At 44.0% G+C, this 21,183-nt stretch carries 13 protein-coding genes; 2 read left to right on the top strand and 11 right to left on the bottom strand.

Annotated elements, in window-relative coordinates:
* Positions 1–19 precede the first annotated feature (19 nt).
* Together AACH28_RS18525 and AACH28_RS18520 are read left to right on the top strand one after the other, a co-directional pair.
* Complete coding sequence (locus AACH28_RS18525) at positions 20–1,021, top strand: GRP family sugar transporter (RefSeq protein WP_341831202.1); 1,002 nt, start codon at positions 20–22, stop codon at positions 1,019–1,021.
* Between the two features lie 24 nt (positions 1,022–1,045).
* Entirely contained in the window at positions 1,046–2,338 is a 1,293-nt protein-coding gene (locus AACH28_RS18520; RefSeq protein ID WP_341831201.1) for an acetylxylan esterase, read from the top strand.
* Between the two features lie 5 nt (positions 2,339–2,343).
* On the opposite strand, the gene AACH28_RS18515 is transcribed toward AACH28_RS18520, so the two are convergent.
* From AACH28_RS18515 to AACH28_RS18465, 11 genes are all read right to left on the bottom strand, one after another.
* Positions 2,344–4,461: a right-handed parallel beta-helix repeat-containing protein gene (locus AACH28_RS18515; RefSeq protein ID WP_341831200.1), complete on the bottom strand. Its 2,118-nt coding sequence runs from the start codon at positions 4,459–4,461 to the stop codon at positions 2,344–2,346.
* Positions 4,462–4,492: 31 nt separating this feature from the next.
* Positions 4,493–5,767, bottom strand: coding sequence for a M28 family metallopeptidase (locus AACH28_RS18510; protein WP_286767719.1), 1,275 nt, complete (start codon positions 5,765–5,767; stop codon positions 4,493–4,495).
* Positions 5,757–7,604 carry a CocE/NonD family hydrolase gene (locus tag AACH28_RS18505; RefSeq protein WP_336830276.1) on the bottom strand — a complete coding sequence of 616 codons (1,848 nt, stop codon included), beginning with the start codon at positions 7,602–7,604 and terminating at the stop codon, positions 5,757–5,759. Before AACH28_RS18505 ends, AACH28_RS18510 begins: the two co-directional genes overlap by 11 nt.
* Before the next feature lie 50 nt (positions 7,605–7,654).
* Positions 7,655–9,124, bottom strand: coding sequence for a glycosyl hydrolase family 28 protein (locus AACH28_RS18500; protein ID WP_341831199.1), 1,470 nt, complete (start codon positions 9,122–9,124; stop codon positions 7,655–7,657).
* Between the two features lie 11 nt (positions 9,125–9,135).
* Positions 9,136–9,888, bottom strand: a complete 753-nt coding sequence (locus AACH28_RS18495) for a glycosyl hydrolase family 28 protein (RefSeq protein WP_341831198.1) — start codon at positions 9,886–9,888, stop codon at positions 9,136–9,138.
* Positions 9,872–11,356, bottom strand: coding sequence for a glycosyl hydrolase family 28 protein (locus AACH28_RS18490; protein ID WP_341831197.1), 1,485 nt, complete (start codon positions 11,354–11,356; stop codon positions 9,872–9,874). Before AACH28_RS18490 ends, AACH28_RS18495 begins: the two co-directional genes overlap by 17 nt.
* Positions 11,357–11,359: 3 nt before the next feature.
* Positions 11,360–14,224, bottom strand: a complete 2,865-nt coding sequence (locus tag AACH28_RS18485; protein ID WP_341831196.1) for a glycosyl hydrolase — start codon at positions 14,222–14,224, stop codon at positions 11,360–11,362.
* A gap of 7 nt (positions 14,225–14,231) precedes the next feature.
* Positions 14,232–14,861, bottom strand: a complete 630-nt coding sequence (locus AACH28_RS18480) for a sugar phosphate isomerase/epimerase (protein ID WP_341831195.1) — start codon at positions 14,859–14,861, stop codon at positions 14,232–14,234.
* A gap of 194 nt (positions 14,862–15,055) precedes the next feature.
* Positions 15,056–15,877 (bottom strand): phytanoyl-CoA dioxygenase family protein, encoded by an 822-nt coding sequence (locus tag AACH28_RS18475; RefSeq protein ID WP_201667145.1) that lies wholly within the window; start codon positions 15,875–15,877, stop codon positions 15,056–15,058.
* 169 nt (positions 15,878–16,046) lie between these two features.
* Positions 16,047–17,633: a RagB/SusD family nutrient uptake outer membrane protein gene (locus AACH28_RS18470; RefSeq protein ID WP_341831194.1), complete on the bottom strand. Its 1,587-nt coding sequence runs from the start codon at positions 17,631–17,633 to the stop codon at positions 16,047–16,049.
* 17 nt (positions 17,634–17,650) lie between these two features.
* Complete coding sequence (locus AACH28_RS18465; protein WP_341831193.1) at positions 17,651–21,127, bottom strand: SusC/RagA family TonB-linked outer membrane protein; 3,477 nt, start codon at positions 21,125–21,127, stop codon at positions 17,651–17,653.
* Between the last annotated feature and the right edge of the window lie 56 nt (positions 21,128–21,183).

Here is a 21,183-nt window from a genome sequence, read left to right as displayed (position 1 = left end):
ACAGACTCAACAAGAAGACATGTTTATTGTAACAAGCTATACCCAAGCCATCATCTTCTGCATCATTACGATGATCTGCTGGGGTTCTTGGGCAAATACCCAAAAACTAGCCAACAAAAGCTGGCGCTATGAACTTTTCTACTGGGATTATGTGCTCGGCATTTTTCTCCTTTCGTTACTGTTTGCCTTTACACTAGGCAGTTATGGCGAGCTCGGCAGACCGTTTGTCGCTGATCTGCAACAAGCAGAGGGAAGCAATATTTGCAATGCCTTACTTGGTGGGATTATCTTCAATGCTGCCAATATCCTACTCTCATCAGCGATCTCCCTGGCAGGTATGGCTGTTGCATTTCCGGTTGGTATCGGTACAGCATTGATTTTAGGAGTACTTATCAACTATATTGCAGCAATGCAAGGTAATCCATCCCTCCTATTTGTTGGAGTAGCCTGTATCGCGGTGGCCATTGTAATCAATGCTTTTGCCTATAAAAGAATGATGAAAAATCAGCAGAAACTTTCCTCGAAAGGAATTTTTCTTAGCCTGCTCGCAGGGCTGTTGATGTCGTTATTTTATCGATTTATAGCATCCGCCATGGACCTGAATAATTTTGAGTCGCCAGCAATCGGAAAAATGACGCCCTATACGGCAGTATTTATCTTTTCATGCGGTATCTTATTGAGCAATTTTATTTTCAACACCTTACTCATGAAAAGGCCACTAGCGGGATCACCTCTTCGTTATAGCGATTATTTTAAAGGTAATTTCAGTGTACACCTTGTCGGTATTCTCGGCGGTATCATTTGGGGAATAGGCAATTCCCTTAATCTAATTGCTGCGGGTAAAGCCGGGCCAGCAATATCCTATGGATTAGGTCAGGGTGCAACTTTGGTTGCGGCCTTATGGGGGGTGTTTATCTGGCGCGAATTCAAAGGCGCCAGCAAACAGACCATGCTGTGGCTCGGATTTATGTTTTGCTTATTTATTCTCGGATTGCTGCTGCTCATTGAAGCAGGGAAATAATCCATTTAGATTCATTCTACTACTATGCAAAAAATCAACAAATTTCTTTTCCTAACCTTGCTTCTGTTCTGTGCCATAAACAGTAAAGGGCAAACCGAAAAATTAGACATACAGATTAATACAGCGTACGACAACTGGCTCGCAAAACCCGGCGATCAAGTTAGTTTTGATATTCAGGTCAATGCGGGGGGACAAGCTTTCCATAGCGATAGTGTGTATTACGAAATAGGTCCCGAAATGGTCAGCCCTTTTGTCAGTGCACAGATACCGTCCTTTCAGGGGCATTTTAAAAGTGCTCCTTTCACACTGAAGAAACCAGGCTTTCTGCGTTGTACTGTTATTGTGACTAAAAATGGAAAGCAGACCAAAAAGCTATGCACAATCGGATTTTCACCCGAAAAAATCATTGCTACACAACAAAATCCGGTGGATTTTAATTCGTTCTGGGATAAGGCGGTCAAAGTACTTCAGGCTGTTCCCATCGAGGCCAGCAAAACTTTGCTTCCTGACAAAAGTACTGTAGAGGTCGACGTCTATCGCGTATCATTTAACAACGTTGGAAATAGCAAAATATATGGTATTTTAAGCATGCCATCAGATCCGGGTAAATATCCAGCTGTATTGCGTGTGCCCGGTGCTGGCGTTCGCCCTTATGGCCCTGAGATTGAATTGGCCGCCAAAGGGATGATTGTATTAAGCATTGGCATACATGGCATTCCGGTTGACCTGGACTCCGCGGTCTACAAAGACCTAGCAGCAGGTGCTTTGAAGGCATATTATAACTATAATCTGCAGGATAAAGATCAGTTTTATTATAAGCGTGTCTACTTAGGTTGTCTGCGAGCCAACGACTATCTCACTTCACTACCTGAATGGGATGGAAAAAACCTCGTTGTTATGGGTGGTAGTCAGGGCGGTGCGCTGAGTATCGCAACCACAGCATTGGATAAACGTGTGACCGCAGTTGCGGCACTCTATCCTGCGCTGTCGGACGTGACGGGCTACCTGCATCAACGTGCTGGTGGATGGCCCCACTATTTTGCTCCAGCAAATTACAGTGCCTTAAAAGGCATCCGTGATATCGAAACAACGTTATCGTATTACGATGTGGTCAACTTTGCCAAACGCATTACAGTACCGGGATTCTATTCCTGGGGATTCAACGATATAATTTGCCCACCGACTTCCATGTATGCTAGCTATAATGGCATCAACGCACCAAAAACATTGCGCATCTACAAGGAGACAGGACACTGGACCCATCCGGATCAAAAGAACGAATGGTTCAACTGGATAAAACAGCAAACGGAGAAATAGAACTCTTATTGAGGGCCAATATTGTCTATGGGAATCTGTTGTTCTAGGGCTTTCGTCCCTAGAACAACTTGGAGTTCCTTTAAATTCATTTTCTGAAAATCGCGACGGAAATCCGGTAGAAAACCTTCTCTGTTACTTTGATCCCAGGCAAGCCATTTTCTTTTACCCTTTAAAATGTGCTTACAATTGTAAAACCGATTATCCTGAAATACATTTCCTGTAGGTTTTCCATTTCGACTGAACTGCAATGCCAATTCAGGATAAGCCTCGCGATAAGGACTTATTAGATAATTAACGCCAACCAAACGATCATAAAACAGATGCCCCGATTGGTACACATTCAGATTTTTAAGCCAATTTTCCAAACGATTGTCCACACGTACCGCCCACCTTCCAGCACCTACAAATAGGTTATTCACATACCAATTATCCGAGCCTCCACCAATAAATGCCGATCGCTCTCCGGCATTAACGAAAATATTGCCGAATACTTTGGTCCCACTTGATGCATCATCGTGATATATACCCGAAGTCCTCAATGTTTTGGGGATATTTGCGAGTAGGTTATATTGAATCAGATTGTGCCGCTCCGAAGGATCCCGTCCGATATAAATCGCCCCCTGATCATCAACTTCCTGTGCAACCTTGTGAATGTAATTATATTCAATTTTATGCGCGTTGCCATGAATGAGAATAGCCATACTCGGCAAATCTGATATCTCACAATTTTTGACTGTATTGCCCACACCGTAGAGTGCTATCGCCGGCCGATAGGACCGCTCCAAACGGTTCAGATCAAAAAAGATACAGTTCTCAATTCGATTATTCCCTTTCGTCAATTTGCTACGGTCTCCTCCCGACAACGAAATCCCGCCGGCTCCTAGATGAGAAAAATGACAATGGCGAATGACATTCTGTTCACCTCCTTTCTGATCAAATGTCGGATGACTATACAGGTGCTGATGTAAATCTCCGATACTGTTGTCCAGCACCTCTCCCGTACCTTCGTGCTGCAAACGCTCAAAAGGTTTTATTCCATACCCAACCGCAACACCCAGGCTCCCCAAATTATTAAACCTACACGCATCAATCTCGACAGCATAGGTATCCCGCAGGTAAATCCCCATTCCTCTGGATTCTTCAAACTCAATGCCCTTAATCTGTGTATACTGCGTACCGATCAGACTAAAAAATGGTTCTTCCAATACAGAATAGCTTAATGTCTTTATGGACTTATCAACAGCAAATGACAGCAAGCCGCTTTTTCTATCGAGATAGAACTCACCTACAGTATCCAATTCCACCAATAGATTTATACCCCGCCACTGCCTGTACTTTTTCTTATAATCAAAGCCATATAATGTGGGTTCTTTTGTTGTTATGTTTTTTTTGTTTGGATCAATGCTTTTGACACGGACCATATCATCGGCGTAGCCCCATTTGAAATAACCCGCGATCCAGGGGTCATTTTCCTTTGCCCAGGCATCGATACGTGATTCTTTATACTGAAAAACACCGCCCCGATTGCTCGAATCCCGATTACGCGGAATGGAACCTGCATCGATCACTTTTCCCATGGGCACCATGCCCTGATTGGGCCAGCGCGCCAGATGAAAAGCTTTGCCATCCACAAATAATTCACCCGGAGCATTGCCACTGGCTCTGGAAAAACCAACCTGTCGCAATTGTCCGAGGTCCTTGACACCATGTTCCCGTAAATTCAGTTGATAGAAATTGATCGATTCGCCCTCGCGTGTTTGAAGCAAACCTGTTACCGACAGCGGAATAGCGCCTTTAAAAATAACCCTTTCATTGCCATAAGCCTGAATAATGGTGTGACTGTCTCTTTCATCCAATGAAATCCCCGAGTCAAAGAAATAGGTTCCACCACGAAGAAGCACAAAAGCGGTATGCTTAGGCTTCTCACTTCGTTGCGCGCGCAACAACGTTAGCGCTTTAGCGACCGACGCCAGAGGGCGCGCCAGTGTACCATCTCCATTGTCACTTCCATCAGGTGAAACAACCAATTGCAGTTGACCATAGCTACAAAATGGAATGAAGTACAACAAACTATAGCAAAAAATCTTCCGTGCCAAGGTCAAAGCCCTTTTAAGATGTTTCATATCGAAAAATTTAACCGATCATAATCCCTTATTAAATGGTGCTGATAAAATCAATGATGAGCCTTACATACTCATTAAACCGCGTAAAGGGCAACGTTTCGTATCGATCGTAAATATCATGATAGGCATCAATGCCACCCAGGGTATAGATGAAAAATGAAGGCACTCCTTTTTCATAAAAAGGATAATGGTCGCTCCGGTTCATTGGTCCACGCACTTTCACCTGAGGTAGGTATTTCTTATCCGTATTGATTGCCGTTAGTCGTTCGAATTGTTCTTTAAATATCGTGCCGTTCACCACTTGAATGCCATCATCGCCTGTGCCTGCCATATCAAAATTAAGCAGGAATTTAATTTTTTTGAGGTCTATAAGTGGATTCTTAGCAAAGAAACTCGAGCCTAGTAAACCGCTTTCCTCGCCCGAAAAGGCCAAGAAAACCATGTTATAGCGCGGCGGATGCTGCTGATAATAGCGTGCTAGATAGAGCATCAAGGCTGTACCACTGGCATTGTCATTGGCACCGGTAAAAACAGTATGTCTACCGATCGCCCCCACATGATCATAATGCGCCGTGATGACAATCGTAGAGTCCGATGCACTGGTTCCCTTCAGCATACCGCAGACATTATTTGTCGTATAGTCTGGCTGAAAGCGGGCATGGATTGCCAAATTGATCTGCTTCCCTTCCAACGCTACAGCAGCATTATTTTTTACATAAACAATGGGTCGATTGAGCTGACTGGTAGCTCCCCGCCAAAGCAGCTTTTGCTTGGTTTGCACGAGAATCCCACGGTAATACCCTCCTTGGGCAAGTCGTAGTAAGGCGGATCGAAATTGGTCGGGCTTCATCGTTTCCAAAGCCTTACGCTCATCAAGTACCAGAAATTTATGTTGAAATGCTGCATTTTGCATCAGTTTATCCAAAGCATCTGTATTAGAAGAGATCATGACCTCCGTCAGTTCAAATTTCCCCTTGAGGGACGGACTGGATGCTTCAATCAACACCTGTTCACCCATACGGAGCTTTTGGCCATCTACCGTAATTTTAACATCCTTAGGAAATACGTTCGCGGGCATCACAAAAGGTTGATAATAATGATCGCTCAAGGGCAGCAGTCCACTCTTTTTAAACTCCTTGGCTATAAAAGCGGCGGCCTTTCGGTCACCATCGAAGACATATCCACGACCTGCATAGGCCTTTGATGCCAGCTCCTTCACAACTGCTCGCGCATAATCGACCTGCGCCCGAAGCGAAAAGCTGGAAATACATATAAGAACAAAACAACAACAATACTTAATTTTCATGAGACGTAACAATAGGTAATGAAATAAAAGAAGCATATTGCCCCTGACAATAGATTCGATGTTCCTGCGTTTTGAAGTCCTTGTCGGCAGCATCATAAATATTCATAAACTGCTGTGGATTTCGATCGACCAAAGGAAACCAGGAGCTTTGTATCTGCACCATAATCTTATGCCCTTTTTTAAATACATGAGCAGCATCCTGCATATCGAAACGAACTTCTTCAACTCGGTTGGGTTTCATCGCTTCCGGATGAGCAAAGCTTTTTCGATATTTGGCCCGCATGACTTCCCCACGGATCAGACATTGACAGTCCGAAAGTTTATCCCCTTTTTTGTACGGATGCACATCGATTAGTTTTACGACAAAATCCGCATCACTACCCGTGCTGCTGACAAACAGGTTTGCCTTTATATTCCCCATCAACTTCACATCCTGTTCTAAGACTTCAGTTTCAAAGACAAGCACATCTGGTCGCTGTGCGGCAAAAAACTGATCTTCATACATGTATTTATAGCCGCGCAAAACTGTTTTTTCCCGTGTATAGGGAACAGGTTTGCTGGGATCAGAAATATAGGAGACATAGGGAGATGCCGATTTGGGGGCTGGCTTTAAACTCAACTTTCTATCTGCTGTAAAAAACAAGGGTTGTGAACGTACCTCCGCCACAGGCCATGTCTGATGAGAAGACCAGCTATTCTCGCCTGTTACAAAAACTGTAGCCGCAGCAAGTGCATCTTTCCCCTGCCCTTTGAGATGGCTTACAAAGAAAGGAAGTTCAATTTCTTTTCGATAATAGCTGGCTGTATTTTGACCAAAATCCAGGCTATCCAGTTGACGGCCACTTCCCCTGGACCATGAACCATGATACCACGGGCCCATCACTAATTTTACACGGTCAGGTGCAATTTTTTGTAGTGCCTGGTAGGTTTTCAATGGCCCATATAAGTCTTCCTGGTCAAACCATCCACCGACAACAAGTACCTGCGGTTTTAGCTCGCGGATTCGAGAAAGAAAGGCTCGCGACGTCCAGTAGTCATCATAATTTGGATGAGACATCATTTCGTTCCAAAGGATGCTTTCGCCTTTTAAATACTGCTCATTGAGATTGGCCAGTGCTCCTGCTTTCAGAAAAAAGGAATACGCTTGATCGGTTCCATAATTGGAAAAACCCGCTGGCCCCTTGCTACCGATAGAATCGCGTTTTTTTCCAAATGAGGACAGAAACGAAAAGCTCCCCATCAACATAAAAGCCCCGTTATGATGACGATCGTCCCCTAGAAACCAATCCGTTACCGGTGCCTGCGGCGATACAGCCCACAATGCGGGATGTGAATCAATCAGTGCCATTGATGCGTACATGCCAGGGGAGGAAATACCCCATATCCCCACTTTACCGTTCGATTTTAAGTGTTTCACGAGCCAATCAATTGTGTCGTAGGTATCTGTTGATTCATTGACCGCTCCTGGCGTATCCGTATAGGGGCGATTGGCAATAAAATCGCCCTCAGACTTATATTTCCCCCTGACATCCTGGTAAACGAAAATGAATTTTTCCTTCGCAAATTCCATGCTTGGACCGATCGGAATTCGAAAATTCTGTTCCCCATAAGGTGCAATACTGTAGGGTGTCCGCGTCATCATAATCGGATAACTCTTTGCCGTATCTCTTGGGGTGTAAATTGCTGTATAGAGCTTGTTTCCATCCCGCATGGGAATATAAATTTCCTGTTTTGTGTAATGCGCATAAACATAAATAGAATCCTGCGCCGTATTTTGAGCGCGCAATCCTAGGGAGAGTATCAAGCCTGTCAAGGCCAACAACAGGTGTAATCGCATAACATTCAATTTAACAGGTTATATCTTGGCCAACAAGTTACGTATTTCCGTTAAGGTTTAATTTTTTTGGATCCCTGCGCTACCAATTCTTTCTTTCCTTTTGCTCCCTCCTGCTTTACCCTGGACAGTGCATATCCATTGACATCATCCAGCACCAACATCGGTCTATAATCCGGCTCCCTCAATTTGAGGACGACCCCTTCAAAATGTATGTTTTCTGCATGTCGAATATAAAAACCCCAGGCAGGAAGCTCTTTAAACTGGGAAAATTCGGGATAAGATGCTTCCATTTCGGGAATACTGTCGAGATCCGTTCTGCTCGTCCCCCGATAGGCATAGTGGGGGTTCGAGCCACCCGGGTAGCTGATTTCGATATTCCTAAAGGTCACATTTCGGATGGGCGCATTTTTCAGTCCTACAATACTCGAAGGCGATGGATTGCGCGGATTATCTTCAATAGGCCCTTCGTAGGAATAACCGCGGTCTGGTTTCTCTTTTGCCACCTCAACTTTTACATTCTGAATCACAACATTATTAATGGAGCCGATGCGTCCTTTATTCCAGCGTGCGCCAATGCGCAAATAAAAAGGGTTCCCCGTGTTAAATGCGGTCAGACTATCGACAAGAATATCTTCTATTATGCCGCCATCGGGAGTTGCAATCGTCAAAGCCGAACGAAAGGTATCATAGACTTTATTGTTGATGATACGAATGCGTTTATAACCGCCAGCGGAAACAGTACCGAATTTAATACCATTTGCACTCGACCGTGCTGTACAGTTGCGGATCTCAACATCTTCACAGCTCTTCGTTGCATCATGCGACTTTAGGCATATTGCATCGTCTGAAGCATCGATAAAAGAGTTGAGCAACTTAAAGTTACGACAATCGACAATGTCGATACCATCATTGTTCCAAAAAGCCTTGCTATCAACTGTGATGCTATCTACGACCGTATTGACACATTGATCATAGACCTGAACCCAGTCGGCTGAATTTTTGATGGTGACACCATGAATACGGACATTTTCGCAAGAGCGCATATAAATGGCCTTTGGCCTTCTATTGCGCGGGCGATCATAGTCTAAGGGATCTTTGAGCACGCCGCTCTGGATCTGTGCAAGCAAATTATAAGCAACTTCACGCCCTTGTCCATCAATAACTCCCTTCCCTTTAATGGTGATATTTTTAGCGTCCTTTGCATAAATCAAAGCACAATTCGGGACATCGATATTATAGTCATAAATATTGGTTGAGCCGACCAGGATTGCGCCTTCTTCGAGTTGAATATGCACATTCTCTTTGAGCACGACAGTTCCCGTCAGATAACGTCCAACGTAGAATCGTAACGTCCCCCCACCCTGCTCATGAATAAAATCAATTGCTCTTTGTATAGAAGTGGTATTTAATGTTGTTCCGTTCGATTTAATGCCAAAAAGAGAAGCATTGTATTCTTTCGCCTGTAATGTCAGTATACCACCATAGAGGAAGATCATGACAAGAATAAGTTTAATTTTCATAAACATCCCATTTATAATGTTTTACCATTAGCCAACCGGCTATTTTCTTTGATGACCTGCTGACTCCCCTCCGATTCAACCAATGCCTTGCCAATGGCTTGAAAGAAAACATTGGACAGACGCACCGTTTTGGAATTGCTGACATACACACCAATGCTGCCCGGACTATTTATGTCCAATGCGCTTAGGGTAACATCCGCACACTGATCAATAAATTGTGCTGCTCCGAGCAGGTTCAATTCCATTATGCCGTTGATCTGGATATTTCTAGAAGCTTTCAAATAAATTAGGCTAATGTCTTCCACTTTTTCAGATAGATCAATGTTTCCTTTCTGTCTTAGCGCTGCGACCTGGCTACGCAATAAAGACTGCTGCCCATCAATGACGCCTTTCCCACCAATCTGAATATTAGATTGACCGACTGCAACAATGAGAGCTCTCTTGCCATCCTGAAGGCTGTAATCAAATATGTTGCTGCTGCCAACCAACACAGCGCCCTCATGCAGTTCGATGGATACATTGGATTTTAAACTAAATGTCCCCGTCAGATAACGTCCGACATAAAAATGTAGTTTACCGCCGCCTTTTTTGGCAATATAATCAATGGCATACTGTATAGATCCCATATTATTGGTTACACCATCGGACTTACAACCGAAAAGCGATGCATTATAGTCCTGAGCAAACAGCTTGAAGCAGCTCGCCCATAACACGATCAAAAATAGATACTTCTTCATGTTACGCTGTCTAATTAATTTTGACATCTTTTGTTTGATATAAATGGAAACTGTCCTTTAACCGATCTCCATCCAAATAGGATTTAAAATCCCAGGCGCCCCCAGTGAGGTCATCGGCAACAATCGTAGGCCTGTAATCTGCACCTTTAATACGGAAAGTCACATTTTTTAAATTGATCTGTTTGGCATGACGGATATATAATCCCCAAGCTGGCAACTCTTTAAACTGTGAAAATTCTGGATAAGCATTAGCCATTTCGGGAATACCATCCAATGACTTAGGATCAATCCCGCGGTAAGCATATAACGGATTTCCACCTCCGGGATAAACGATCTCTATATTCTCCAGCGTAACATTTTCGATCTTATGATCAGGTAAGCCGATGATGCTTGCCGGAGAAATATTCCGGGGCATATCTTCTACGGGTCCCTCATAACTATATCCCAAATCGGGTTTATTGGCGGGTACCTCTGCATATACATTGCGAATCGTTATATCTTTCATAAACGGTTTCTTTCCCTTGCTCCAGCGATCGCCAATACGCAAGAAAATGACATTACCGGTATTGATACTTTTGACACCGTCCACCAGGATATTTTCGACGAATCCACCATCTACGGCAGCAAAAGTGATTGCTGATCGATATGTATCATAGACTACGAGGTTCCTGACAACAAAATTTCGGAAACCACCGCGGGAGACTGTCCCAAATTTTAGGGCACTGGCACTGGAGCGCGCCGTACAGTTTTCGACCAGCACATTCTCACAGACTGCATTCGCATCGTGTGACTTAAAGCAGATGGCATCATCAGCCGCATCGAAATAGCAATTCCGGATCACGACATTCTTACAGTCTACCACATCGATGCCGTCATTATTCCAATACGACTTACTGTCTACATAAATACCTTCCACATGGAGGTCTTCACATTGGTCGTAGGTCTGATTCCAACTACCGGGATCACGTAAGGTAATATCCTTAATCAGTACATTTTTACACTCCCGGAAGTAAATATTTTCGGGGCGGTTCCACTCCCGCAGTCGATCTAATTTAAGTTCATCCTGCACAATTCCCTTATGCACATTTTGAACGGCATTCATTGCCGTCTGAAAACCGCGGCCATTGATCGTTCCTTTGCCGATAATACCAATGTTGTGTTGTCGAATCGCGTAGATCATCGACTGCCAGTTGACGACGGTATCTTTATGGTAATCAAAAGGATTGTTGGAGCCCAAGAGATTTGCTCCCTGATCCAGTTGTAAGGTCACATTGGACTTCAGATAAAAAGATCCCGTGATGTAGTTGCCTGGAGTAAAGATGAGCTTTCCACCACCTTTGGCTGTAATATAATCAATGGCGGCCTGGATAGACCGTGTATTCAGTGCTTCACCATCACCGCGAATACCAAAATCTACAGCTTGATAATCCTGCGCTGCGACCAGCCTGACTGTTAAAGCCTGGATGATGAAAAGAAAAATAGGTAATATTTTCATGATTTAGCTTGTATATAAAGTGACTGGACCGATCAGGCCCATAGATTGTATTTCCTGCTCCCGACCTTTTCTATTGACCCAATATTGCGCATTTTCATTATCCTTCAACGTTTTCAAATAGTTTCCCATGGTGGTCGTAATATGCACTTCGATCTGGTTCTCCCCATTTTTTAACACGGTAGCGAGGTCGTAAATCCGCCTTCCATACCATTTTACACCAAGTGATTGGCCATTGACAAAAACCTCAGAAACTCCCGCTACCTTTCCAAGATTCAACAGGCATTGCCCTGCTGCAGACCAGTTAAATGAACGCTGATAGATTGCTGTTCCTGAAAACCACATCAATTGTTCATCCTCTTTAAAGTCCATCAGCCGCGGTAGTACCAGTTGTTGGGATGTACCTTCCTGTTTATGTTTTAATTCCACTTTCCACTGGGTACTCAAATCCAGGAAATGGCTTCCAGTGGTTGCCAAAGGCTGCCAAACCGTTCCTTCCCGATGGTTGTCAAATACAAAAAGAAAAGCATCTGTAGGCCCCATATCCAGTAGCAGACTATTTTCACGATCCAAGATTACCCGAGAACGTCTGCCCGTATCCAGATCCCATAGCCAGCATGTTTTCTTTCTGATTTCGGGAGCAATAAAAGAGATGTTTAGTCTTGCACTATTCGCCCGGTGCGCATTCTGGATAAAATAGCATTCACTACCATCATCCCGAATAGAACGCATCTGCATCACATAACGGTTAGGCTGATCGATATGCAGGTAATGGGGTAACCTGAACCGCTGCATGGCCAAATGGTACCAGTCCATAAAGTTATTGTCCTCAGGTTTAGACGTGGCAATAAATCGATCTGGATAGGATTGCAGCTTACGCAGTATAGCTTGCACTTCGGCATCATTTTTTACCTGATCTTGCAATCCCAAGCTCATCTGTGGTAACGTTTCAATTGCCACAACACGCCCACCGGATTGAACAAACTCAAGGAGGCGAGCCATTGACTTCGGCGACATCCGTTTGATACCGGGCAAAAAAAGCACGCTATATTTTCTTTTGCCATAACATAGATTTCCATGCTCTACCTTACAATCCTGCAGTATCATCTCCGTTATATAATCTGCATTCCCACCATTTTTGCTGATAGCTTCCCAGAGTAAGGAGGTATAGGGGACATTCAATTTCTCAGGAAAGGGATCCGTTTGCACGCCGTTCTCCGTCCAGAGATCATAATTGGCGGGTAAAATGGCCATATCAGCGAAGTAATCGCCCTGCTGCAGCTGCGATGAAAGGCGGGCTTTGTAATTATTTAAATAGTTAAAATAGGGCCACCAGTTGTTGCGTTCATTATAAAAAGAGCCATATTGAATCCACCCAGGAAAAGGAGCTTCTAAGGGCGAATAATTAAATCCATGCCAAACAGAATGTGTAATCCCCGTCATTGCACTCTGATCCGATCCCAGCTTTAACAATTCGAGCTGCGTATTAAAAACAAGGTACGTATTGGTCATCTCCTCACAGCTTACAAGCCGTTTCCCTTTCAGATGTGCTGCGGAGGAGACATATTTATCGATCATGGTATAACCACGTCCCCGACGATAGTCTTCATCAGGCATCTCTTCACCCAGCTTATGGCGCAAATAATTTGTTGTCCACGATTCCCCTTCCGGAATATCGTAGTCCAAGCTGCTTTCCAATGGAAAAAAACCTCTTCCATAGGCCTGCGCGCGCGATTTCACCCCTAGCGAACGACACCAATTAACATAGGTATCCGTAAAACGTTCCTTCAATAAACAGGCTTTGGTATATTCATAATCAAAACGTACACGGTTTAGAATCTCGGTAAGCTCCGCTCCTTTCTTTGCACCATAGTTTTCGTCGACCACAGCTCCCAAGCGCCCGACCTTAAATAAGATAAAAGGCAAATAAGGCATAATATCATAACCACGACGGCGCTGAAACTCAACGGCAAAGTCATCACACCAATTACAACCTTCGAGCTCCATACTGTCGGTAAACAATGCCCGCACATAGTTTTTTAATGGTCCTATCTGCTGTTGCATTTGTGTAGCCATGCGCTCCAGGTAGCGAGACACGGTCGCCTTATCCATGTGATTGAGTATGGAGCCCGCTGCGCCCGGGGCGCCATTGATGACGGAGGCAAAAGCTTTAAATTTCACCAAGAAATAGAGGATATGCTTTCCCGGAGGAACAGGGATTTCAATTTTATCCTTACCAATTTCTGCCGCATAATCAACCGCATCATCGATAGAAAGCATCGGATCTTTAACCAATTTGATGGCGAGGATTTCGGGATTGCGCAATGGATTTTTATCCGTTACTGCAGGGTCTATCATATTAAAAACATGGTAGGGTCGGACAACATAGGTTGTAGGTCCCTCGATAGGTTCACAATGTACCAGAACTACCTGAGCGGTTTCATCTTCCCGGAGATCTTCCGAACCAAAGGGCCAGCCGGACCCAACGATGAGATCGGTGGTCATACCCATCTTTTTTGCTTCATTGGCTGTATACTGCACCATCTCTACCCATTCTTTGCTCAGCCATTTTAATGATGGAATACCCATATCGTCGGTACGCTTCGGAAAGGAAATGGGATTGATTTCCACTCCACCTATTCCGGCATCCTTTAAAAGCTTCAGTTCGCGGAGCAGTTCATTTTTATTGACTTTATTTCCATTCCACCACCAGCGCACAAAAGGTCTTTGTGTGGTCGACGGATTTTGAAACAGTGTATAATAGCTTTCCATATCAACCGATTCCTTGCCAAATGCATTTAAATGCTTAGCAAATAAGAAGGAGGCCCCCAATAAACTGCTTTGCTGTAAAAATATTCTTCGCTTCATCATGCTGAAATTAGGTTATAAGGTGCCTTGATAGGTAGTTTTTCATCCATAAGTTTTGTTTCCATTGGCGCTCACAATCGAGCACTTGATTCCCTGAGGGAATGAGATACGGTGGCGGACCAAATTCAGTCGTCATGGTCAGCCGCGCATCGGGTTTATTGAGGTCTATCCAGCGTTGCCAGACAGCACAGTGTGTGGCGACAATATCCCGATAGATTTTTTTTCGGACATCAGGTACCTGGGATCCCTGGCTATGTCCAACACGGGCATGCACATGTTTTACATGGGGCAACAGGCGGTTCACTTCCTCCTGTCGATCTTCAAGAAAACTCTCCGAAACACAATACCAATGTGAGATATCTAAAGTTAGTTTCAACTGTGGAAATAACTCCGCCATCGGCGCCACGGTATGCAGTCCATAACTCCATTTATTACGGTGAGTTTCCTGCAAGATTTCGATTCCATATTGTGTTTCAATACGGGCACAAAGTTGTAGTCCTGCTAGCACATCGTCGGACGAGAAATATTCCCGACCCATTTGCACCGATATAAAAAGTGGAGCGAAATAAGTTTCCGCAAGCATGCCATAGTAGTTCAACTGCTCTTCCAACAGGGCGAAGTACGCGCTGAGTGAGTTCACCTTTTTTTGAACACAGGTAACAATCGTGTAGCTGAGCTTATACTGCTGCAACAATTTTACGACCTTCTCCGGCTCGATATCTTCGCCAAAAGGAAACCATTCGACCCCTACATAACCAGCCTTCACTACACGATCCAGAAAATCTTCCCATGCAACATGCTCATTTCCCCAGCGCGGATAAAAAAAGTCAAGTTTTACCATCCCGCATGGTAGATTAGCGGATTCTGTTCGTCATTATTCAAGAGATCCCCTACCGCTAAAGTTGCGCGGTAATCTTCCGGTAAAATATTCGCTTGTCCATTGAATACATTTCCGTCAGGCATGTAAGCACAGGTCATAGCTCTCCTAAACCCGTTGGTCATGTTAGGTCCTGCCCCATGAATTGTCAATCCATTATGGAAAGTACAACTTCCGGCTTTGAGCGGTGTAGCCACCGGATTTACCCGTGCAAGCTCGGGATAGTGTTCGAAAATTGTCCCCATATTTTTTCCGATACCCAAATTCTCAAATCCGGTTTGCTTATACGATTGCGGAACAAAATACATGCAACCATTTTCCAGTGTGGAGTCATCGAGTGCAATCCATATGGAAAGTGCGTTTCGATCGGCAAATGACCAAAAAGGTGTATCCAGATGCCAAGCAGTAGGATTCGCAAATGGGCGTTTAAATAGGGCTTGGTCATGCCAAATACGGATACCGTCAACACCGGCCAGCTTTGCTGCCATTTCTCCAATCCGCTGATCGACCATCAGCTCCTTCACCTGTTCACTGGTCTGCCAAAGGTTTAACAATTGATCAAACACTTTTCCAAAGTAGTCTGCATCCTTATTGATACCATCATCTTCGCCAACTTTGGCTTCCTTTCCGGGCATTTTCTGACCTGCGCGCTGCTCTACAGCTTCAAATACAATTGTACGCCAGCTTTCAAGCTCCTCGGGATTTAAAAAATCTTCTATAACGATGTAACCATTTTCTTGGTAAAAGGCTATCTGTTCTTCAGTCAATTGGTTCTTCATATCATTAAATTTTAGGTTTTGTCGAAGTAATCTATAGTACTTGAAAATACACAAGATCAGCTACAGTTGTATCCTGAACTATCCTGTATTTTTGAGGAAGTACCAGCAAGGACGATTACTATCCTTCCTGGTACTTAGCGAAATGAAATCATTAAATCTGTTGGTTCGTTTAATTCTGAACCATCTTATTATTATATAACATCTCATCCAAAGGTATCTGTAGCGTCATTTTACTAACAGGATAAGTTGATTTATCGACATGTGTGGCTGAGCCAGCACGGCCCACCGCAATGTTCCAGCGTTTATTGTTATAGAATTCACGTCCGCCCTCACCCCAGAGCTCCAATCGCGTTTGAAATTGCACCATCTCCAAGGTCGATAAACCCTGCATGGAAGTATAGTTATCACAGGTCAATGTGGCCTGTCCGGCTTTCGTTCGTGCAGCTAGCAAGGTGTTTAACGTTTGTTTTGCACTTTGGTCATCTTTATTCTGTGCCTGTGCTTCAGCTTTCATCAGTAATACTTCCGAACTGCGCATATAATAACAGCTCACCCGTCCCACATTCTTCTTATCGTCACTTCCCAAGCCATGGGTAGCGGCAAACTTAAGATTGGTATACATCGGAATCGTTCGTTTATCACCATTGGTCGGGTAAGTATAATCCCCCCAATCCGCTGCCATAAAGCAACCTATTCGATAGTCCCGGTTATCAATTTTGGCATACAGCCGATTGTCAATCCGCTGGAAACCTTGTCCAATTCCGCCGTTTCCTTCGGCGAAAGGATTCATCCACCAATTGTGTACGGTAACGGCTTCTCCAAGCGCAAAACCAAACATCACTTCGGGGTTAATGGTAATATTGAGAAAACCATTTTGCTCGGGTCTCATTTCAGGCGCCGTCTGGGTTCCTTTATTCGTGGCACCATAGGTTGCCTGGCTCATTAACGTTGGATACTTGGTCAGTATTTCGTTGCTGGCGCTTATCGTCGTGTTCCAGTCACCCGTCCATAACGACACTTTTGCCTGCATAAAGTAGGCTACACCAAGATCAAAATCGGATGGGTCAGTTGTATAGCCAATTCCCGCTTCTTTAAAAAGCCGAATCGCTTCATTGATATCGTTTTTGATAAAAGCATAGGTCTCATCCGCAGTAGATCGGGCCTTGCTTTCCTGAACCGGGGAATAGGTATCATAAAGCGGCATACCTAATTTTGCTTTTCCTCCCTGCTGGTAAGCATTTTGATAGTTTTCCATCAGGTAATTATAGGCGTAGGCACGCAATATCAGTCCGCGGCCTTTGTATTCCTGTAATTTTTTATTCGTCCCGACAGTCTCTGGATTAAGGTAGTTCAGCATTTTATTTGCTGTATTGACCATATTCCAGGCATAATTCCAATACGGGGTATTCTTGTCTGAAGCATCTGAAATAAAATCCAGCAGATTATACTCGTCGGAGCCAAATATATTAAGCAATCTATTGCCGAATACAATATCATTGCCTTCGAGGTTCCGCATCACATCAAATCCCTGGTTGCTTCCATAACGTGACTCGGATGATAATGCCCCAAAGTTGACCAGTTTAGGCATATTGTTCGCCATACCGCCCAATACAGCCTGAATTTTCTTCTCATCACCACTTTCGAGTAGTTTCCGGATCTGTTCATCCGTGATACTATTTGGGGGTGCAATGTCCAATTCCTTACTACAAGAAAACAATAATGTCACCGCCAATGCACATAAAAATATCTTTTTCATAACTGATTTTTTAAACATTAAAATTCCAAACTTACACCACCGGAGAATGTTCTCATGGTCGGATAAGAATATGCCGCCACTTCAAATCCACCAACAAGAGACTGACGTGGATCTATTCCTGAATGGGCTGTTTTCATAAAAAGGTTATCACCAGAAGCGAATATCCGAAGCCGCTTGATTTTCATTTTTGACAAGATACTTTCTGGCAAAGTATAACCTATCGTCACATTTTTAAAATTGAGATAGGAAGCACTGAATAAGCCCAAATCACTGTAGAGCCAGCTTCCTGTCGTTGCACCATTGCCATAGGTATTACCATACATCACCATAGGGAATTTTGCACCTGTGTTGTTCGGTGTCCAGGTATTACCGATGAGTTCCGATGAAAGCGCTTTTCCAGGATCTTCACTTACATACAAATTATTTCCGTACTCCGTACTAAAAAACTTTCCGCCCAATTGATAAGCCAATGCCAAATACAGATCAAAATTCTTGTAACGTAAGGAAGTACTAAATCCGCCTATCCATTTAGGTAACGCGCTCCCCATTTCGTAGCGGCTAGCTTTTGAATAGTCTGTGGTTGTTATACTTTCGCCCTCTTTATATCCGGGATAAGTACCTGCGTCAACATCGGCTTTGCTAATCTGATGATAGTAAAGTGGTAAACCCGTATTTTGGTCCACACCGCCATATTTCAACATATAGAGGTTAAAGAAATCTTTGTTGACTCCACGTAAATAGGTAATATTTGCCACAGCACTTGTTCCCGCGGCAGCCCAAGCATCGGTACCTGCGGTCCAATTTCCTCCCAAAGCATCTGAACCGACACCATTTGGTACAGCTTTCAGCTTAGTGGTATAATGTGTTCCGTTTGTCGATACTGTCCAGTTGAAATCGGGTTTCTTGATGATGTCTACTGATAGGTCGATTTCAAAACCTTTATTTCCGATTTTTGCGGAGTTCGTCGCAATGGAAGACTGTCCTTTGGATATGGCAATAGGCTGATTCCAGATGGCATTTACCGTGACGCGGTTATAATAATCGAGTGATCCACGTACTCGTCCAAAGAAGCTAAAATCAATACCACCATCTAATGTATGTATGTTTTCCCAGGTTAATTGGTCATTGACATATGCATTTTGATTTAAGGTGATATTTGCAGGAATACCCGTTCCATTTGTCGTCTGTGTATACGTGGCGGCGTAACTCCATGTTTGGTATCCCGAATAGTTGGATATTCCATTCTGATTACCGATTACACCATAACTGCCGCGTATTTTTAGGAGGTCGAGCCAGCCTTTGCTACTTTCCATAAATTGCTCACTGTCGATACGCCAACCGCCACCAACGGACCAAAACGTACCCCAGCGTTTATCTTTCAACTTGAATTTTGACGAGCCATCCCGACGGACAGATCCTTGAAAAAAGTACCTGTCGTTGTAGTTGTAATTGACCCGGGAAAAATAACTTTCCATGGTACGTTTATCCTCACCGCCCCCCGGATTTGGGAATGTTCCACCGTCATAACGTCCGACAAAGTTGATATAAGATGCAAAATCATCAATCAATGCATAAGATGATCGGTAGTTGAGCTGCTCGTTCTTGAATGAATCATATTCATGCCCTAAAAGCGCCTCTATATTGTGTAAACCTATTGTTTTCGCATAATTCAGTAATTGTTGCAGGTTTAAAATCGTTGTATTGGATGCGGTCTTACCAAAGGCTCCAATGCCTGCTGCCTGTCCCGATTCGCTGTTCCAGTAACGTGTACGCATCTCATTAAACTTGTCCATCGAGACATTTGCTGTAAACGTAAAGTCTTTCAGGAATTTGGCCTGCCCATAGACCCGTGTTGTCCAATCATCCGAGACACGTTGATCCAAATCATTGTCCAGCACCGTCAAAACATTGGTAGAAGATAGTGCAGCCGATGTTAACCCCAGTGGAGAGTAGGTATCTCCGGCAAGTACATGGACTTTATTTTTCCCATTGTCATCAATCAGGGCGCCATTTTTATCGCGTGCGTAGAGCTGCACCAGCGGATTCTGTCCATTGATAAACCGGAAAACATTGGCTGTAGAACTACCGGGATTACGGCCGAAGCGTGTCGCCGGCGATTGTGTGGTCCGATTGGAGTAGCCAATATTAGCACCCAATTTTAGCCAGGCATTCAATTGCGCATCAAAATTGGCACGTCCATTATAGCGTTTGAAGGAAGATCCCCGAATATAAGATGGGTCTTCCAAGTATCCACCTGAAAGGAAATAATTTACTTTATCGTTACCACCGGAGGCCGATAGATCATAATCTTGTCGTAATCTATTCTCCAGTAGATAATCATCATATCTGTCGCTGTATAACAGGCGAGCTCCAGGATTCAATTTACCATCTGTATTGACGAGGTATGCGCCACTCATGGTTGAACTCGCATCAGCTCCTGTGCCTGAGGGTGTATAGACCGCTCCCGGCACATCATACAACATCCAGTTACCTAAGCTGTTTCGTTGAAATTTAGTCGTAGACCCGATGTAGTCAAATAGGTGCGAACTGGCAAATTCGGCTGCCTGTTCGTGCGACATATTTGGATTCTGCACATTTGTTGTATATCTTTTTGAAATACCGGTACCATCCACTCCATAGCGTACAGAGTTGTACACAGAGAGCCAGGCGAATTCATAAATATCCTTCGGATTGGAAATTTTATCGAATTGATACGGTCCCACCTGATTGACGCCGAGCTTTCCTTCAAATGAAATGCGGGGCTGCCCGGACACGCCTTTTTTTGTTGTCACCAAGACGACACCATTGGCACCTCTAGCGCCGTATAGGGCCGTCGATGCCGCATCCTTCAAGATAGAAACACTCTGGATATCTTTTGGATTTAAGGTAGCGAGCGGATTATCATTTTGTGCGGGAACACCATCAATGACGACCAGAGCGTTTGAGGTATTCTGACTCGCCGATCCTATACCACGCACACGAATTCCCATGTCGATACCGGGCTGTCCATCCACTGCCGACACCTGAATACCGGGTGCAGCCCCTTCCAAGGCCCTACTGACCGTCGAATTTGACTGCATATTCAATGCTTTATTGTCGATTGTGGATACGGATCCCGTCAGATCCTTTTTTTTCGTCGCACCATAAGCAACGACAACAACTTCATCCAGCACAGTGTTGTCCTCCTGCAGTTCAACACGAAGTGGGATCCCCACAGTCCCTTCCATATTTTTTGCAATGTACCCTACATATTGGATTGAAAGAACAACTTTGTTGCTCGCGACAGAAAGGGTAAAATCACCATTTTCATTTGTTGAACTAGCATTTTTACCACCGACTTCTTTAATCGAAGCTCCAGCGATAGGTCGCCCGCTCTTGCTACCCACCACATGACCCTGTATAGTCTTGGTCACCTGAGCAACTAACGCAAACGGCATTCCCATCATCATTGCCACGCAAAGAATTAATGAGTAATGTTTTAATTTACTTTCCATTCTGATTAGAGGTTTAATTTAATTTGGTTTAATTTGTTTATAATTCTATATCGAAG

Origin of the sequence: Sphingobacterium thalpophilum, assembly GCF_038396785.1 — a bacterium.
Taxonomy (GTDB): domain Bacteria; phylum Bacteroidota; class Bacteroidia; order Sphingobacteriales; family Sphingobacteriaceae; genus Sphingobacterium; species Sphingobacterium thalpophilum_A.
Note: the sequence above shows the minus strand (reverse complement) of the source record. Positions and strands in the feature narration are given on the sequence as shown.

Coding starts and splice junctions, on each gene's coding strand:
- AACH28_RS18525 (WP_341831202.1), top strand. CDS start 20: ATGTTTATTGTAACAAGCTATACCCAAGCCATCATCTTCTGCATCATT.
- AACH28_RS18520 (WP_341831201.1), top strand. CDS start 1,046: ATGCAAAAAATCAACAAATTTCTTTTCCTAACCTTGCTTCTGTTCTGT.
- AACH28_RS18515 (WP_341831200.1), bottom strand. CDS start 4,461: ATGAAACATCTTAAAAGGGCTTTGACCTTGGCACGGAAGATTTTTTGC.
- AACH28_RS18510 (WP_286767719.1), bottom strand. CDS start 5,767: ATGAAAATTAAGTATTGTTGTTGTTTTGTTCTTATATGTATTTCCAGC.
- AACH28_RS18505 (WP_336830276.1), bottom strand. CDS start 7,604: ATGCGATTACACCTGTTGTTGGCCTTGACAGGCTTGATACTCTCCCTA.
- AACH28_RS18500 (WP_341831199.1), bottom strand. CDS start 9,124: ATGAAAATTAAACTTATTCTTGTCATGATCTTCCTCTATGGTGGTATA.
- AACH28_RS18495 (WP_341831198.1), bottom strand. CDS start 9,888: ATGTCAAAATTAATTAGACAGCGTAACATGAAGAAGTATCTATTTTTG.
- AACH28_RS18490 (WP_341831197.1), bottom strand. CDS start 11,356: ATGAAAATATTACCTATTTTTCTTTTCATCATCCAGGCTTTAACAGTC.
- AACH28_RS18485 (WP_341831196.1), bottom strand. CDS start 14,224: ATGATGAAGCGAAGAATATTTTTACAGCAAAGCAGTTTATTGGGGGCC.
- AACH28_RS18475 (WP_201667145.1), bottom strand. CDS start 15,877: ATGAAGAACCAATTGACTGAAGAACAGATAGCCTTTTACCAAGAAAAT.
- AACH28_RS18470 (WP_341831194.1), bottom strand. CDS start 17,633: ATGAAAAAGATATTTTTATGTGCATTGGCGGTGACATTATTGTTTTCT.
- AACH28_RS18465 (WP_341831193.1), bottom strand. CDS start 21,127: ATGGAAAGTAAATTAAAACATTACTCATTAATTCTTTGCGTGGCAATG.